A 16123-nucleotide genomic window follows, 5' to 3' on the forward strand; every position below is an offset into this window, starting at 1 on the left:
CCGTCCCGTGGTCCCCGGCGGGCGCCCGGCCCGCTCACGCCGCCCGCGTCACGCCACCAGCCCGCGTCACTCGACGACCCGCAGCAGCAGTACCGACCGGGCCGGCACCGTGATCGTCACCCCCGCACGATGGACCAACCCCGGTGACACGCCCTGCTCCTCCGCCGAGGTGTCGACCACGACCTCGTAGCGGTGGGCCCACGGCGGCCCCGGCAGCACGAAGCCCGCCGGCCGGTCCCCGGCGTGCAGCACGGCGAGGAAGCTGTCGTCCACCACCGGCGCTCCCCGCGCGTCCCGCCCGGGTATGTCCCGCCCCGACAGGTACATGCCCAGCGTCCCGGCGGGCGCGTACCAGTCGCGTTCCGTCATCTCCGCCCCGCGCGCGGTGAACCACGCCAGGTCCCGCAGCCCGTCCACGGAGTGCGCCCGGCCCGAGAAGAACGCCCGCCGCCGCAGCACCGGATGCCGGTGCCGCAGCGCGATCAGGCGGGACGTCAGATCGAACAGGGCCCGCCAGCCCGGCTCCTCCAGCAGGCTCCAGTCGACCCAGCTGATCTCGTTGTCCTGGCAGTACGCGTTGTTGCTGCCGCGCTGCGTCCGCCCGAACTCGTCCCCGGCGACCAGCATCGGCACCCCGGTGGACAGCAGCAGCGTGGTCAGCAGGTTCCGCAACTGCCGCCGCCGCAGGGCCCGTACGCGTTCCTCGTCCGTCTCCCCCTCCACCCCGCAGTTCCAGGCCCGGTTGTCGTCCGTGCCGTCCCGGTTCCCCTCCCCGTTGGCCTCGTTGTGCTTGCGCTCGTAGGAGACGAGGTCCCGCAGGGTGAAACCGTCGTGCGCGGTCACGAAGTTCACGGACGCGTACGGCCGCCGCCCGCCCCACGCGTACAGGTCGCTCGATCCCGACAGCCGGTACCCCAGATCCCGTACGTCGGGCAGCGCCCCCCGCCAGAAGTCCCGTACCGCGTTGCGGTACCGGTCGTTCCACTCCGTCCACAGCGGCGGGAAGGCCCCCACCTGGTAGCCGCCGGATCCCACGTCCCACGGTTCCGCGATCAGCTTCACCCGGCGCAGCACCGGATCCTGCGCGATGACGGCCAGGAACGGCGACAGCATGTCCACGTCGTGCATGGAGCGGGCCAGCGCCGCCGCCAGATCGAAACGGAAGCCGTCCACCCCCATCTCCGTCACCCAGTACCGCAGCGAGTCGGTGATCAGCCGCAGCACATGGGGCTGCACCACATGCAGCGTGTTCCCGCACCCGGTGTAGTCCGCGTACCGCCGGGCGTCCGACTGGAGCCGGTAGTACCCCCGGTTGTCGATACCGCGCAGCGACAGCATCGGCCCCAGCTCGCCCGCCTCGGCGGTGTGGTTGTAGACCACGTCGAGGATCACCTCGATGCCGGCGGCGTGCAGCGCCCGCACCATCCGCTTGAACTCGCCGACCTGCCCGCCCGTCGTCCCGGCGGCGGCGTACCCCGCGTGCGGGGCGAAGTAGCCGATCGAGTTGTAGCCCCAGTAGTTCTTCAGCCCCCGGCGCAGCAGATGGTCCTCGTGCGCGAACTGGTGCACCGGCAGCAGCTCCACGGCCGTGACGCCGAGCGCGACCAGGTGCTCGATCGCCGCGGGGTGCGCCAGCCCGGCGTAGGTGCCGCGCAGCTCCTCCGGAATCCCCGGGTGCAGACGGGTGAAACCCCGCACGTGCAGCTCGTAGATGACCGAGTCCGCCCACGGGGTCTTCGGACGGTGGTCGTCCGACCAGTCGTCGTCGTCCTGGACGACGACGCCCTTGGGGACGTACGGCGCCGAGTCCCGGTCGTCCCGCACGGTGTCCGCGACGTGCTGCTGCGGCCAGTCGCGCACATGCCCGTACACCTCCGGCGGCAGGCTGAAGTCGCCGTCCACGGCGCGGGCGTACGGGTCCAGGAGCAGCTTCGCCGGGTTCCAGCGGGCGCCGGTCCACGGGTCCCAGCGGCCGTGCACGCGGTAGCCGTAGCGGCGGCCCGGCAGTACGCCGGGGACGAAGCCGTGCCAGATCTCGTGGGTCAGCTCGGTGAGCGGGACCCGGGTCTCGTGGGTCGCGCCGTCCCGTTCGTCGAAGAGACAGAGGTCGACGGCCTCCGCCCCGCCCGCCCACAGCGCGAAGTTGGTGCCCGCGACGCCGTCGGGACCGACCCGGAAGCGGGCCCCGAGCGGGGTCGGCGCGCCGGGCCACACGGCCACGGCGGGAGCCGGGCGCCTGGACCCGTTCACCAGGGGCGCGGGCAGCACGCCGTCGGGCAGGCGTTTCTCGCGCACTCCGCTCTCGGGCGCGTGTCCTTCCCGCACTCCGCCCTCGGGCGAGTGCCCTTCCCGCACTCCGCCCTCGGGCGCGCGTCCTTCCCGCGCTTCGCCGTCGGGGGCGCGCCCCTCCTGCACTGCCTCCTGCTCGGCTGCGCTCGACACCGTTCAGCCTCCCGCGGCTCGGTGGGCGGCCCGAAGAGGAGCGCACGGCGTCCCGGCCGCGGCTCCTCGTCGCGTCGTCCTCCCCACTGTTCTGCCCAGAGCTTGGCTCGCACTCACGTTTCCCCGGAGGTGCGCGGTCGTTGGGCCCCCTGTACCGCACTTTCCGAGGGCGATCCCCTGCCCCCGGCCGGAAGGACACGAGGTTCGCGTGAGGCATACGACATTCGGCCCCCGGCGCGCGGGGGCCGCGCTGGCCGCCGCACTGACCTGGGCCGCACTGCTGGCCTCAGCCGCCGGCTGCACGTCGGGCACGATGGACGAGGTGCTCGGCAAACCCCCCGCCGCCGAGGACGTCATCCAGGTGACCCCCGCCGACGACAGCAAGAACGTACGAGCGGGGCAGGAGCTGCGGGTACGGGTGGCGGACGGCAGGCTGGACTCCGTACAGGTCGTCAAGGACCAGGACGCGCAGGAGTCCGCGGTGCCCGGACACGTCTCCGCCGACGGCCTGGCCTGGCAGCCCGACTCCCCGCGGCTCGCCCTGGGCGCCAAGTACACCGTGGACGTGGTGGCCCTCGACGGGCACGGGCGGCGCACGGCACGGCACACGACGTTCACCACGTACGTCCCCGAGGAACGCTTCATCGGCTACGCGACGCCGGAGAACCGGTCCACCGTCGGCACCGGCATGATCGTCTCGCTGAAGTTCAACCGGGAGATCCGCGACCGGGCCGCCGTCGAGCGCGCGATCCACGTGGAGGCCAGCCCCGCGGTCGAGATCCGCCCGCACTGGTTCGGCAAGGACCGTCTCGACTTCCGGCCCGAGGAGTACTGGAAAGCGGGCACCGAGGTGACGGTCGACCTGCGACTGCGCGACGTGGAAGGAGCGCCGGGCGTGTACGGACTCCAGTCCAGGACCACCACCTTCACCGTCGGCCGCAGCCAGGTCTCGCTGGTCGACGCCGCCGACCACACCATGGAGGTCCGCCGCGACGGCGACCTCCTCACCACCGTGCCGATCACCGCGGGCTCCCCCGAGACCACGACCTACAACGGGAAGATGGTCGTCATGGAGATGCTGGAGGTGACCCGGATGAACAGCCGCACGGTCGGGTTCGGCGGCGAGTACGACATCCCCGACGTCCCGCACGCGATGCGCCTCACCGACTCCGGGACCTTCCTGCACGGCAACTACTGGTCGGGCGACGTCTTCGGCTCCACCAACGTCAGCCACGGCTGCGTCGGTCTGCGGGACGTGAAGGGCGGCGGCTCCGACACCCCCGCGGGCTGGTTCTTCGACCGCAGCCTGATCGGCGACGTCGTCGAGGTCGTGCACAGCAAGGACAAGAAGGTCGCCCCCGACAACGGGCTCGGAGGATGGAACATGGGCTGGGCGCGGTGGAAGGCGGGCGGCGCGGTGAAGTAGCCGCGGCGGGCGGCGGGCACCGGGGCGCGAGCGGGCGGGGGACGGACAGGAACCCAGCCCGCCCCCACACGGCCGAAGTTGGGACTGAACAGTGACAATCCCGGGGATCCATGGCTTGTGACCGTGTGATTAATTAGCGCGATACGCGCGGGGACGACGCGCTGGGGTGCGGGCCTGATCAGGCCGTGCGAGGGGAGAACGAACGTGAACGGGCGACCGATATCGGGGGCATCGGTTGGTGCGCGGACCCGGGGGAGCAAGGGAGTCCTGGCACTGCTGCTGGGTGTGCTGCTGCTGGCCGTGACCGCCTGCGGCGGGGGAGGGAGTTCGGACTCCTCCGGCGAGGGCAAGGGCAAGAGCACCGGCAGCGCCGGGAAGGCGGACACCAAGGCCTCGCAGGCCGTGGTGACCATCGCCCCGAAGGACGGCAGCGCCGGTGTGGCCACCAGCGGTGCCCTCAAGGTGACCGCGGCCAAGGGCAAGCTGACCGAGGTGAAGGTCGAGGACACCAAGGGCAAGGCGGTGGACGGGGCGATCACCGGCGGGGGAACCACCTGGACACCCGCCACTCACCTCGCCGCCGCCACCAAGTACAAGGTCCACGCGGTGGCCAAGGACACCGACGGCCGTGAGGCGGCCGAGGAGTCCGCGTTCACCACGCTGACCCCGAAGAACACCTTCGTCGGCCTCTTCACGCCCGAGGACGGTTCCACGGTCGGCGTCGGAATGCCCTTCTCGGTCCGTTTCACACGGGGCATCACGCACCCCCAGGACGTCGAGAAGGCGATCACGGTCAAGACCGAGCCGGCCGTGGACGTACAGGGTCACTGGTTCGGCAACGACCGCCTCGACTTCCGTCCCGAGCAGTACTGGAAGGCCGGCACGAAGGTCACCGTCACGCTCAACCTGGACGGTGTCGAGGGCCGGCCCGGTGTCTACGGCAAGCAGGCCAAGACGGTGGCGTTCACCATCGGCCGCAGCCAGGTCTCCACCGTCGACGCGAAGACCCACAAGATGGTCGTCAAGCGCGACGGCAAGGTCATCAAGACCATCCCGATCACCACGGGCAAGCCGGGCTACGACACCTGGAACGGCCAGATGGTGATCAGCGAGCAGCTCCGGGTGACCCGGATGAACGGCGAGACGGTCGGGTACGGCGGCGAGTACGACATCAAGGATGTGCCGGACGCCCAGCGCCTGACCGACTCCGGCACCTTCATCCACGGCAACTACTGGGGCGGCGACGCCTTCGGCAACTACAACGCCAGCCACGGCTGCGTGGGCCTGCGTGACGTCCGCGGGGGCGGCGACCGCAGCGCTCCCGCCGCCTGGTTCTTCGACCACTCGATCACCGGTGACGTGGTGGTCGTCAAGCGCTCCAACGACCGTACGGTCGCCCCGGACAACGGCCTCAACGGCTGGAACATGTCCTGGGAGAAGTGGACCGCCTGACCGTCCCTCCCGTCCTCGACGCGGGCCCGGTGCGCTGTGACCCAGCACACCGGGCCCGTTGTCGTTAGCGCGCGTTAACCTGCCTGCATGACTGTGCATCTCGAAGTGGCCGAAGGCGTCGGCACGATCCGCCTGGACCGCCCTCCCATGAACGCGCTGGACATCGCCACGCAGGACCGTCTCAAGGAACTCGCCGAGGAGGTCACCCGGCGTACGGACGTACGCGCGGTGGTCATCCACGGCGGGGAGAAGGTGTTCGCGGCGGGCGCGGACATCAAGGAGATGCAGGCGATGGACCACGCGACGATGATCGTCAGGTCCCGGGCCCTGCAGGACTCCTTCAGCGCCGTGGCCCGCATCCCCAAGCCCGTCGTCGCGGCCGTCACCGGGTACGCGCTCGGCGGTGGCTGCGAGTTGGCGCTCTGCGCGGACTTCCGCATCGCCGCGGACGACGCCAAGCTCGGGCAGCCGGAGATCCTGCTCGGTCTGATCCCGGGCGCCGGCGGCACCCAGCGCCTCTCCCGGCTGATCGGACCCTCCAAGGCCAAGGACCTCATCTTCACGGGCCGGATGGTGAAGGCCGACGAGGCGCTCTCGCTCGGGCTGGTGGACCGGATCGTCCCCGCCGCCGAGGTGTACACCGAGGCGCACACCTGGGCCGCGAAGCTGGCGCAGGGACCCGCGATCGCGCTGCGCGCGGCCAAGGAGTCGATCGACACGGGCCTGGAGACGGACCTGGAGACCGGACTCGCGGTGGAACGGAACTGGTTCGCCGGTCTGTTCGCGACGGAGGACCGCGAGCGCGGCATGCGCAGCTTCGTCGAGGAGGGGCCGGGCAAGGCGAAGTTCCTCTGACGGGACGCGTCCGGCTGCGCGGAAATTCACCCGTCAAGTTCGGCTGATCCACTTGCAGTTGACTCGGTGTCTTACCCGGTGTCCCCCGAAGGGCTGGATTATGCGGTCCTTAAGGCAGCCTTAAGGCTGCCTTGCGGGGGACCCTGGGCGATTGCCCTCCGAGGTGGAGTCGCCGCAGGTCGGACGGGCTGTGACCGGGTCCGAACTGCCGCTGGCATATGCCGATCGGATGGTGCGGAATGGGCGCTTCCGGGGGGCGTATTCCTCCGGAACGGCCCCCGGGGGCGGCCTGGGCGGCCATGATGGGGGCATGGCGGGGCTGGAGGGTATGGAACAGCCGCGGCGGCACGTGAGTGCGACCGCGGCGCGCTGGTCGCCTGCGGTCGAGGACGAACGGGCGCTGAAGGCGCTCGAGTTGTTCGGCAACCCGACGGAGGCGGAGGTACCGCTGCCGTCCCGCCCCGAATCCGCGGCCACCGCGCGCTAGCTCGCCCAGGTCGTCGTCCTGCGCCAGTGGGGACTCTCCCCGAAGATGACCGAGGACGCCGTGTTACTCGTGTCCGAACTCGTCGGCAACGCCGTACGGCACACGGGCGCCCGCGTCTTCGGGCTGCGGATGCGGCGGCGCCGGGGCTGGATCCGCGTCGAGGTCCGCGACCCCTCCCGGGGGCTGCCCTGTCTGATGCCGGTCCAGGAGATGGACCTGAGCGGCCGCGGCCTCTTCCTCGTCGACAAGCTCTCCGACCGGTGGGGCGTCGACCTCCTGCCCCGCGGCAAGACGACCTGGTTCGAGATGCGCGTCGCCGACCGCTGACCGTGACCCGCCCGCCCTTGTCGTGCCGCGCCCCGTTGCCGGTCGCCCCTCGCCCGTCGCCCGCGTCCCCGGTCCGTGTCCCGGTAAGCGTCCCCGCCTGCGTCCCCACCCGCGTCCCCGTTCCGTGCGCGGGCCCGGGCCGATGCCGCGACCCGCACCCCACCTACCGGTCCAATCGCCTGTTTTCTTACCCATACACCCTTAAATGGTGCGGGTGACCACGCCCGCCCGTCCCCCTCAGCACTCCACCGAAGAGAGCGACACGCGTGCCGCGCCGGACCGGCGTGCGGCGCTGCGTTCGGGTGTCGCACTCGCCGCCGGGACGCTCACCATACGGCTGCGCCACCCCCGGCGCCGTCGCCCACCCGCCCGCCGCGTCCCGCGCGTCCGGCACACCGCCCGCCACGCCCCCGGCCGCGCAGCGCGCCGCACCCGCGCCCCGGCGATTCCCGCAACAGCCCGCCGAGATCACCCACGGCCCCCGGGACCGCCCCCAGGTCGCCCTCACCTTCCACGGGCAGGGCGATCCGGCCGTCGCCAGGACGCTCCTCGGCGAGGCCGAGAAGAGCGGGGCCCGGGTCACGGTGCTCGCGGTGGGGACCTGGCTGGACGAACACCCGGACCTGGCCCGGCGCATCCTCGACGGCGGCCACGACCTCGGCAACCACACCCTGCGCCATCTCGACATCAACGCGATGTCCGAGGCGGACGCGGACGCGGAGATCCGGGGCTGCGCGGAGCGCCTGCGCCGGCTGACCGGATCCATCGGCACCTGGTTCCGGCCGTCCCGCACCCCCCGGGCCTCCCAGGCCGTCGAACGGCTCGCCCGCGGCGCGGGCTACCCGCACGTCCTCTCCTACGACCTCGACTCGCTCGACTACACCTCGCCGGGCGCCCCCGCCGTCACCCGCCAGGTTCTCGGCGGGATCCGCAACGGATCCGTGGTGAGCCTGCACTTCGGGTACGCGGACACGGTCGCCGCGCTTCCCGCCGTCCTGGAAGAACTCGGCCGTCGCGGACTGCGCGCGGTCACCACCACGGAGCTGCTGAGCTGATGCACCGCAACCGCAACCACCTCCGGAGCGCCCTGATCGCGGGCGCCGTGCTCGCCGCCCTCGCGGGCTGCAGCGGCGGGTCGAAGGACCACGCGAACCAGGCCGCCGGTACCCAGGCCGCCGTCCGGCCGGCCCAGCCGAAGATGCCGGACGGCCTGCCCGGCATGCCCCCCGTGCTCGACGCGAAGGACGTCTACGCCGCCGACCGCGCGAACCAGCTGTCCCCGGTGGTCAAGGACTTCCCGTCCCGCGTCTACGTGCCCAACACCAACTCCAACACGGTCTCCGTCATCGACCCGGCGACGTACAAGGTCATCAAGACGATCCGGGTCGGCGTGCAGCCCCAGCACGTCGTGCCCTCCTGGGACATGAAGACGCTCTGGGTCAACAACGACCGGGGCAACTCCCTCACCCCCATCGACCCGAGGACCGGCAAGGCCGGCAAGTCCGTCGACGTCCACGACCCCTACAACCTGTACTTCACGCCGAACGGCAAGTACGCGATCGTCATGGCCTCCCTCGACCGCGAGCTGGTCTTCCGCGACGCGCACACCATGGAGCCCAGGAAGACCGTGCCGGTCAGCTGCTACGGCGTCAACCACGCCGACTTCTCGCCCGACGGCCGCTCCTTCATCGTGTCGTGCGAGTTCAGCGGTGAGCTGCTCAAGGTCGACACCGAGAAGATGAAGGTCGTCGCCCAGCAGAAGCTCCCCTTCCGCGGCGCCATGCCGCAGGACGTGAAGATCTCCCCGGACGGCAAGAAGTACTACGTCGCCGACATGGTGGCCGACGGGGTGTGGGTCCTGGACGCGGCCGGCTTCGGCAAGCCGACGCTGCTGCACACCGGCAAGGGCTGCCACGGCCTGTACGTCAGCCGCGACTCGCGCGAGATGTACATCTCCAACCGGGGCGAGGGCACGATCTCCGTCTTCGACTTCGCCCAGGACAAGCTGACCAAGAAGTGGCGCCTGCCGCACGGCGGCAGCCCCGACATGGGCGGTGTCTCGGCCGACGGCAAGGTCCTGTGGCTGTCGGGACGCTACAACTCCGAGGTGTACGCCATCGACACGCGCTCCGGGAAGCAGCTGGCCCGCATCCCGGTCGGCAGCGGCCCGCACGGCCTGGCCGTCTACCCGCAGCCGGGCCGCTACTCGCTCGGCCACACCGGCATCTTCCGCTGACCGGGCCACAGTCGGGCCTGACCCCCTCGCCCGGCGGCCCGGGACCGGGGCGGGGGACACCTGCGCGAGCGGGCCCGCACCACGACCCCTGGCACCGGGCCTCAGGGCGCGGTGAGCAGCGCCTCCGCGCCCACCGGACGGTAGCCCGCCGCCTGGAACGCCCGCAGACCGCGGGCGTTGCCCGGTGCCACCTGGACCCAGACGGGTTCGCCGGCGAGCTGTCGCGCCGCCGCCGCGAGCGCCCGCCCGAGCCCGCGGTGCCGTAACCCCTCGTCGACCTCGACGGCGGCCTCCAGCCGTCCCGCGACCCCGCGCCCGAGGACGAGCACCCCGCCCCCGGCGGCCCAGACACGGACGTCGTCGCGGTGCCGCCGGGCCCGTACCACCCGGGGATGGCCAGGATCGCCGATCTCCGCCAGGTCCACCGCCGGCCGCCCCGGCGCCGGAGCGGCGGCCAGCAGCAGGTCGACCGTGTCGTGGGAGCGCCCCGTACGGTCCATGAACGCGGCCAGGAACCGGGGATTCACGGCCGCGGCGAGCGCGTCGCAGCCGACCCGGGCCAGCGTCTCGCGCACCCACCGCGGATCCTCGTCGGTGAAGACGACGGAGTGCGCCGTGAAGGCGAGGACACCGGCGTCCCGGTGGGCGTGCTGCGGTACGACGGTCGTGGAGCCGTCGGGCGGGGGGAAGACGCCATGGGCCGCCGAGTCCAGAATGCCGCGCAGAGTGTCACCCATCCCCGTACCCTCCCACCGCTCGGGTCTCCACCCGCGCACCGCGAGGAGGCCGCGTGGGTGGGCGCCGCACCGCGCGGCCTGCCCGCCCGTTAATCTGACCTCCGTACACACGGCAGTAATGCACTACGAAGGGGCGGATCGGTGGCGGACATCGAGGAAGCACGCAAGCAGTTCGAGCGGATCGATACGGATGGTGACGGGTTCATCACCGCGGCCGAGTTCAAGAGCGCCCTCGCCCAGGGCGGCGACTGGAACGTCACCGAGTCGGTGGCGGAGGCCGTCATCGCCACCCGCGACCTCAACGGCGACAAGGTCCTCTCGTTCGACGAGTTCTGGACCCACCTGAACAAGTGACGTACGCGGAGGGGCGCCCACCGGTGATCCGGCGGGCGCCCCTTCGCCGTACCCCCGGGCGATGCGCACGCTCCCCCGTCCGTCCCGCCGCGCCGTCGCCGGCGCGGACCGGAGCACGCGCCGAGCCGGTCACCGGTCAGGACGGAGCCGACCGGTCCCACGCCGACCGCGCCGGCCCCCGGGGTACGCGAGCACGACCCGTGACCCGTGAGTGCGAGGCCGCCGGGGTGAATCCGCGGGGGCGCTCACCCGATCGCCGTACGCCCGCGGAATAGCCTTCCCGGCCCCGGGGTTGATGCTCGCCATCAGGAGCATCAACCACTGAAGGGCCTGGCACTCATGAAGATCGGCATCATCGGCGCGGGCAACATCGGCGGCAACCTCACCCGGCGGCTGACCGCCCTCGGGCACGACGTCTCCGTCGCGAACTCGCGCGGCCCCCAGACCCTGACCGCGCTCGCCGAGGAGACCGGGGCGACACCCGTCCCGGTCGGGGAGGCGGCGCGCGGTGCCGAGGTGGTCGTGGTCACCGTCCCGCTGAAGGCGGTGCCCGACCTGCCGTCCGGCGTGCTGGACGGGCTGGCGGACGGAGCCGCCGTCATCGACACCGGCAATTACTACCCGCAGCAGCGGGACGGCAGGATCGCCGCGATCGAGGACGGCCGGCTCACCGAGAGCCGCTGGACGTCCCAGCAGATCGGCCACCCCGTCGTGAAGGCGTTCAACGGCACGTACGCGCAGGACATCCTGGACCGGCACCGTCCGGCGGGCGACCCCGACCGCATGGCCCTGCCGGTGGCCGGCGACGACGCCGCCGCCAAGCAGGTCGTACGTGACCTCATCGACGAACTCGGCTTCGACACGGTCGACGCGGGTGGCATCGACGAATCCTGGCGCCAGCAGCCCGGCACTCCGGTGTACGGCCTCCAGAAGGGCCTCGAGGCGGTGACGAAGGCACTGGCCGAGGCGTCCGCGGAGCGCCCGGCGGACTTCCGCGGCTGACGCTCCACGCCTCCTCGACCCGTCCGGCGCCGGTCACCCGGTGTCGGACGGCGACGCGCGTCCGGACCGCTGCCGGAGCCCCGCCGCACCCACGCCGGTCAGTCGACCGCGGCCCACTCGCGCAGCGCCGCCTTGCTGGAGAACTGCGCGACGTCCTTGTCCAGAGGGTTGTCGGTGTACTGATGGAAGCGCCACTTCGCCTTGATACGGGGCTCGCCCGCGGTCACGTAGTCGGCGATCCACAGACCGTCTCCCGCGTACGAGGTGGTGTCGACGTTGAGCCAGAAGTTGCGGTTCGTGTAGAGCAGGACCCGGTGGTCCGGCCTCAGTTCCTTCACCTTGCGCACGAAGCGGTCCTTCTCGGCGTTGCTGGCGTGGGTGCCGTCACCGGTGGTCTCCCAGTCGACGGCGAGCAGATCACCGGCCTTCTCCGGGGCCTTGCCGACGAAGTACTCGGCCTGGGCGGTGAGGTCGCCGGGCCACAGGAAGTGGTAGAAACCGACGACGCAGCCGCCGTCACGGGCCGTCTTCACCTGGGCCGTGAGCTTCGGATTGACGTACGAACGACCCTCGGTCGCCTTGATGAAGACGAAGGAGAGCCCCTCGGTCGAGTAGGCGGACGACTGGTAGGCGCTGACGTCGATGCCGCGGAGCATGGGGGACTCCTCCGTGGGTGGGGGACGGGTGCGAGCGATTCTGCCCCTGTGGGTGGGGTGAGTTCCGGGTTTCACAGGTCTTACGACCTCTCCGAGTGACGTTCCCCCACATCGCCCACCCCACCCTCGAACGACCGGCCGACGCCCCGCCCGGTCCAGACGAATGACTTATTTCCGGTGGCCCGGATTTCGATCAAGCGGAACGGCTGGTGATCCGGATCACGTCGGCCTGACGGAAGGCGTCGGCGCGTGCGCGGCTCGCGTACTGAGCGCCGTGGTCGGTGCGTTGGACGGCGCCGGTGAGGCTGCCGCGGCACCACTCGGCGAGACGGCCGCCGAGGCGGGACGGCGGGACGGCCGGACGGCGGGACGGCGGGATGTCCGCAGGGTGCGTCCCCGTGGGCGGTGAATGCTCTCCATCTGGCCGGATCGCGTCGCGAGCGCATCGGACGTGCCGGCGTCAGATCGGTGCAAGTCCGGTTTGATCGGTACTTAGGGACCCGCAGCTTGTTGCGCCGCGCAGAGCCTGATCTGGCCGAAGGGACACCTGGTTTGGCATATTTGCCTGCCGGGTGAGGCTCGGCGGTTTCCGGGGCACGGGCGCCCACGCAAAGGTTCGCGGGGAGCACAGTGCGTACAGGCAGCGCCAGGGAGATGCGGCACCTGATCGGCCAGTTGACCGACGGGTTACGCCTGCCCGTTCCCTCGGACCCCGACGACGGCGCGTCCACGGACCGGACCCGGATCGCCGGCCGGATCGCCGCGTCACTGGGACAACGCCGGTCCAGGGTCTGAGCCGTGGGCGCCTCGACCTACTACATACCGGCGCTGGCCCTGTGGGCCGGCCTCGCCTCGAAGCTGCCCGACCTGGTGAGGTCCTGGCGCGACCCGCTGGTTCGGTGGGTCTGCTGGGTGATCTTCCTGGGGGGCGCGGGGTTCGCCTTCGCCGCCCCGCCCACCGTCGCCGCCGTGAACAGGACGAGCGGCATCCCGAATCTCGCCGCCCTGCTGGTCTACGCCGTCGTCAGCGCCTACAGCGCCTCCTGTCTGGTGCTCATCCTGCACTGGCGCGGAGGTCCGGCCGGCCATGTGCGCCGTCTCGCCCGGCGCTGGCAGATCGGCTACGCCGTCGTGATCGCCCTGTTGATCCTCCTGTTCGTCCTGGGGGACGCCCCGGTCGAGCGGCGGACGGACCTCGACACCCACTACGCCACCTCGCCCTGGATCGGGCAGATGATCGTGCTGTATCTGCTCGGCCACATGACCGCCGCGATCGCCACCACGGTGCTGTGCTGGCGCTGGGCGATCCAGGTGCACGGATGGCTGCGGGCCGGTTTGTGGCTGCTCGTGGCCGGCTGGCTGCTCAACCTGTCCTTCAGCACGCTGAAGCTGACCGCGGTGATGGCACGGTGGGCCGGCCGGGACTGGGACGTGCTGAGCACCGTCCTGGCGCCGGGCCTCGTGGGCCTGGCCGCCACCGTCGCCACCGTCGGCTTCACGCTGCCGCTGTACGGCCCGCGGCTGGTCGCGCTCTGGCGTGCGGTGGTGAGCTGGAGACGGCTCGGCCCCCTGTGGCGTGAACTCGCCGGCGCCTCTCCCGGCACCCCGCTCGCCGCGCCGATCCCCTGGTACTCGTCCTGCGCCGTGCGCCTCACCCGGCGTGAGGCCGGCATCCAGGACGGCTTGAACCTCGTCCGCCCGCACCTCGACGACCAGGTCCGTACCCACGCGCAGAGCCTGGCCCGAGCCGCGGGCCACACCGAGGAGGACGCCTTCCGCATCGGTCTCGCGGCGATGATCGCCGCCGCCGTCCGCTCCCACCGCGCCGACGCGTCCGCTGCCCCGGTGGACGTCGCGCAGAACACCGCGAGCTTCGCTTCGCGTGCCACCTTGGTGGGTGTGGCACGTGCGTTGCGCACGTCCCCCGTCGTCGTGGCGGCCCGTGCCGCCGCCGGGGTCCGCACGGCGGCGGATGACGAAAGAACCCCCCTGTGAACCCCGGCCCAGCTCACCGCCGCCGGGTCAGCCGCCGGGAGATCGCTCTCGGGGATGCTCGCAGGCGCGGTCACCCAGCGGCTCCGCGCAGCGCCGAGAGCGCCGTCGGCGTCCTCGGACGCCGGCCCGCCACCCCACGCCGTACACCGGGCCACGTTCGTGGCCGAAGCGGCGATGCCGGCAGCCGGCGTGCGGGCGTCCCGCACGGGCGGCACCGAGCCCCCGGCGAGCGTCGGGACGCTGCGGTCCATGGCGGAACCGCATCCGATGGCCCGTCTGGCGGGCGCGCTCTCCACGTCACAGACCGTGGCGAAGCGCGCCGGCGGGCCGAGAACCGGATGACCACCACCCATGACTGACGTGCGGAGAGGCTCCGCCGTACACAGCGTGCGGTGGTGACCGGCGCGGCGCCGCGCCGGCTCCCGACCCGGTGAAGCCCGGCAGGCAGGTGTCCCGGGCCGCCGGACGGTGACGCGCGGCAACGGCGCCCCGCGGGAGATCGAACCGCCCTTCGGGTGGGAAGCCTTCGGCCGGACACGTTCGTCGCACCACCGTCGCGTGTCCCGCAACACCCCGGTGGCCGGCCGGCCTTGGACCACTCCGCTCGCAGCCGCGACACGACGTCGCGGATGATGCGGTGTGGTGTGCGGCCGGCGAGGTCCGCCGTCCGCTCCGTCCCTGCGACAGAAGAGAGTTCCGTACATGCCCGACAGATCCGCTCCCCGCCGCACCGCCGTGGTCATCGGCGGGGGCATGACGGGCATGCTCGCGGCAGCCGTGCTCGCCGACCACGCCGACGTCACGATCGTCGAGCGCGACCTCCTGCCGGACGGCCCGCGACCCCGCAAGGGGCTGCCGCAGGCCCGGCACGCCCACGTGTTGTGGTCCGGCGGGGTCAAAGCCCTCGAGGAACTCCTGCCGGGTGTCGTCGACCGGCTCGTCGGCCAGGGCGCACGGCGAAGCCGCATCATGAGCGACCTGGTGTCCAAAGCTCCGTCGGGCCAGTGGTTCCGCCGCTTCGGCGACGCCCGCCACATCAACCTTCTGTGCAGCCGCGACCTGCTCGATGCCGTGATCCGCGCCAGGGTGCTCGAAGACCGGCGCATCTCCCTGCGGCAGCAGACCGAACTGGTGTCCCTGGAAGGCGACGCCGGACGCGTGTCCGGAGTCCGCATACGCGCGGCGGACACCCACAGCGCCCTTGCCGCCGATCTGGTCATCGACGCCGGCGGGCGTGGCAGCCGCGCCCCCGGCTGGCTGCGGGACCTGGGCCTTCCACCCGTGGCCGAGCGTACGGTCGACGCGGGCGTCGGCTACGCCAGCCGGATCTACCGCGCTCCCGGCACCACCGCCGACGGTTTCCCGATCGTCAACGTCCAGGCGGACCCCCGCCAGAACCCGGGCAGGGGCGGCATCATCACCCCCATCGAAGGCGGCCGCTGGCTGGTCACGCTCGCCGGAACCCGTGGGGGTCAACCCGGCCCCGGCAACGAGGACTTCGTTCCCTTCGCGCTCAAGCTGCCGCACCCCGTCATCGGTGAACTCCTCGCCGGCGCCGAGCCCGAGACGGACGTCGTCACCACCCGTAGCACGGCCAACAAGCGGCGCTACTACGAAAAGGCCGCCCGCTGGCCCGACGGCTTCGCCGTCCTCGGCGAGGCCGTCGCCGGCTACAACCCCGTCTACGGTCACGGACTGAGCGCCGCCGCACAGAGCGTCGTCGCCCTGCGCGACGTCCTGCGGCGGCAGGACCTTCGCGCCCCCGGCACGTCCCGGCGCATCCAAAAGGCCGCGGCCCGCCCGGTCGAGAACGCGTGGAGCCTGGCCGTGGGCCAGGACGTGTTCTACCCGGGCGCCAGTGAACAGCCCCCCACCCGGCTCGAAAGGAACCTCGCCGCCTTCGTCGACAAGGCCGTCGACGCCGGCGCGCGCAACCCCCACGCCCTCCGCATCCTGCTGGACGTGATGAGCATGGAGAAACCGCCTGCCCGGCTGCTGATGCCCGACATGCTCGCCCTGGTCTACCTCGGCCGGAAGAAGCCCCTTCTGGATGGGCCGCCCCTGACGGAGCACGAGCGCGCGGCCGCCACCGGCTGAAGCCGTTCCCGCCGGGCCGCCGTCGCGTATTCCGTGCCCCGGACGACCCGGCGCCCG

General features: G+C 72.0%; 13 protein-coding genes and 1 pseudogene. 11 read left to right on the top strand and 3 right to left on the bottom strand.

Translation table 11 applies throughout. The features are described from left to right. Positions 1-66 precede the first annotated feature (66 nt). On the bottom strand, positions 67-2268 hold the full coding sequence (gene glgX, locus HEP85_RS27565; RefSeq protein ID WP_248002525.1) for a glycogen debranching protein GlgX: 2202 nt from the start codon (positions 2266-2268) through the stop codon (positions 67-69). Positions 2269-2650: 382 nt separating this feature from the next. Here glgX and HEP85_RS27570 point away from each other — a divergent pair, with 382 nt between their 5' ends. From HEP85_RS27570 to HEP85_RS27595, 6 genes and pseudogenes are all read left to right on the top strand, one after another. Next, positions 2651-3868: an Ig-like domain-containing protein gene (locus HEP85_RS27570; protein ID WP_168530322.1), complete on the top strand. Its 1218-nt coding sequence runs from the start codon at positions 2651-2653 to the stop codon at positions 3866-3868. Positions 3869-4072: 204 nt separating this feature from the next. Beyond that, positions 4073-5320 (top strand): Ig-like domain-containing protein, encoded by a 1248-nt coding sequence (locus HEP85_RS27575; protein ID WP_168530323.1) that lies wholly within the window; start codon positions 4073-4075, stop codon positions 5318-5320. Between the two features lie 87 nt (positions 5321-5407). After that, on the top strand, positions 5408-6175 hold the full coding sequence (locus HEP85_RS27580) for an enoyl-CoA hydratase/isomerase family protein (RefSeq protein WP_168530324.1): 768 nt from the start codon (positions 5408-5410) through the stop codon (positions 6173-6175). Positions 6176-6485: 310 nt separating this feature from the next. Then, positions 6486-6989, top strand: a pseudogene (locus tag HEP85_RS27585) (ATP-binding protein). A gap of 266 nt (positions 6990-7255) precedes the next feature. Next, a complete protein-coding gene (locus HEP85_RS27590; RefSeq protein ID WP_369657864.1) occupies positions 7256-8044 on the top strand; it encodes a polysaccharide deacetylase family protein in 789 nt (262 codons plus the stop codon). Next, entirely contained in the window at positions 8044-9225 is a 1182-nt protein-coding gene (locus HEP85_RS27595; protein WP_168530326.1) for a YncE family protein, read from the top strand. The genes HEP85_RS27590 and HEP85_RS27595 overlap by 1 nt, the downstream gene beginning before the upstream one ends. 101 nt (positions 9226-9326) lie before the next feature. Here HEP85_RS27595 and HEP85_RS27600 read toward each other — a convergent pair whose 3' ends face one another. After that, positions 9327-9962: a GNAT family N-acetyltransferase gene (locus HEP85_RS27600; RefSeq protein ID WP_356012758.1), complete on the bottom strand. Its 636-nt coding sequence runs from the start codon at positions 9960-9962 to the stop codon at positions 9327-9329. Between the two features lie 141 nt (positions 9963-10103). On the opposite strand from HEP85_RS27600, the gene HEP85_RS27605 reads away from it, so the two are divergent. Together HEP85_RS27605 and HEP85_RS27610 are read left to right on the top strand one after the other, a co-directional pair. Further along, positions 10104-10316, top strand: coding sequence for an EF-hand domain-containing protein (locus HEP85_RS27605; RefSeq protein ID WP_148010556.1), 213 nt, complete (start codon positions 10104-10106; stop codon positions 10314-10316). Between the two features lie 252 nt (positions 10317-10568). Next, on the top strand, positions 10569-11318 hold the full coding sequence (locus tag HEP85_RS27610; protein WP_282189914.1) for an NADPH-dependent F420 reductase: 750 nt from the start codon (positions 10569-10571) through the stop codon (positions 11316-11318). A 98-nt stretch (positions 11319-11416) separates the two neighbouring features. Here the strand turns inward: HEP85_RS27610 and HEP85_RS27615 are convergent, their stop codons facing one another. Then, on the bottom strand, positions 11417-11974 hold the full coding sequence (locus HEP85_RS27615) for a glycoside hydrolase family 25 protein (RefSeq protein WP_168530329.1): 558 nt from the start codon (positions 11972-11974) through the stop codon (positions 11417-11419). Positions 11975-12604: 630 nt separating this feature from the next. Here HEP85_RS27615 and HEP85_RS27620 point away from each other — a divergent pair. The 3 genes from HEP85_RS27620 (at position 12605) to HEP85_RS27630 (ending at position 16066) form a co-directional block, all read left to right on the top strand. Beyond that, positions 12605-12769, top strand: coding sequence for a hypothetical protein (locus tag HEP85_RS27620; protein ID WP_168530330.1), 165 nt, complete (start codon positions 12605-12607; stop codon positions 12767-12769). A 3-nt stretch (positions 12770-12772) separates the two neighbouring features. After that, a complete protein-coding gene (locus tag HEP85_RS27625; protein WP_168530331.1) occupies positions 12773-13969 on the top strand; it encodes an MAB_1171c family putative transporter in 1197 nt (398 codons plus the stop codon). 702 nt (positions 13970-14671) lie between these two features. Continuing rightward, a complete protein-coding gene (locus HEP85_RS27630; protein WP_168530332.1) occupies positions 14672-16066 on the top strand; it encodes an NAD(P)/FAD-dependent oxidoreductase in 1395 nt (464 codons plus the stop codon). Positions 16067-16123 lie beyond the last annotated feature (57 nt).

Origin of the sequence: Streptomyces sp. RPA4-2 (assembly GCF_012273515.2) — a bacterium.
In the GTDB taxonomy this organism is placed as follows: Bacteria; Actinomycetota; Actinomycetes; order Streptomycetales; family Streptomycetaceae; genus Streptomyces; species Streptomyces kaempferi.

Bases quoted from the DNA above. Each gene is read 5' to 3' on its own strand.
- HEP85_RS27600 (WP_356012758.1), bottom strand. From the start codon at position 9,962: ATGGGTGACACTCTGCGCGGCATTCTGGACTCGGCGGCCCATGGCGTC.
- HEP85_RS27630 (WP_168530332.1), top strand. From the start codon at position 14,672: ATGCCCGACAGATCCGCTCCCCGCCGCACCGCCGTGGTCATCGGCGGG.
- HEP85_RS27595 (WP_168530326.1), top strand. From the start codon at position 8,044: ATGCACCGCAACCGCAACCACCTCCGGAGCGCCCTGATCGCGGGCGCC.
- HEP85_RS27580 (WP_168530324.1), top strand. From the start codon at position 5,408: ATGACTGTGCATCTCGAAGTGGCCGAAGGCGTCGGCACGATCCGCCTG.
- HEP85_RS27615 (WP_168530329.1), bottom strand. From the start codon at position 11,974: ATGCTCCGCGGCATCGACGTCAGCGCCTACCAGTCGTCCGCCTACTCG.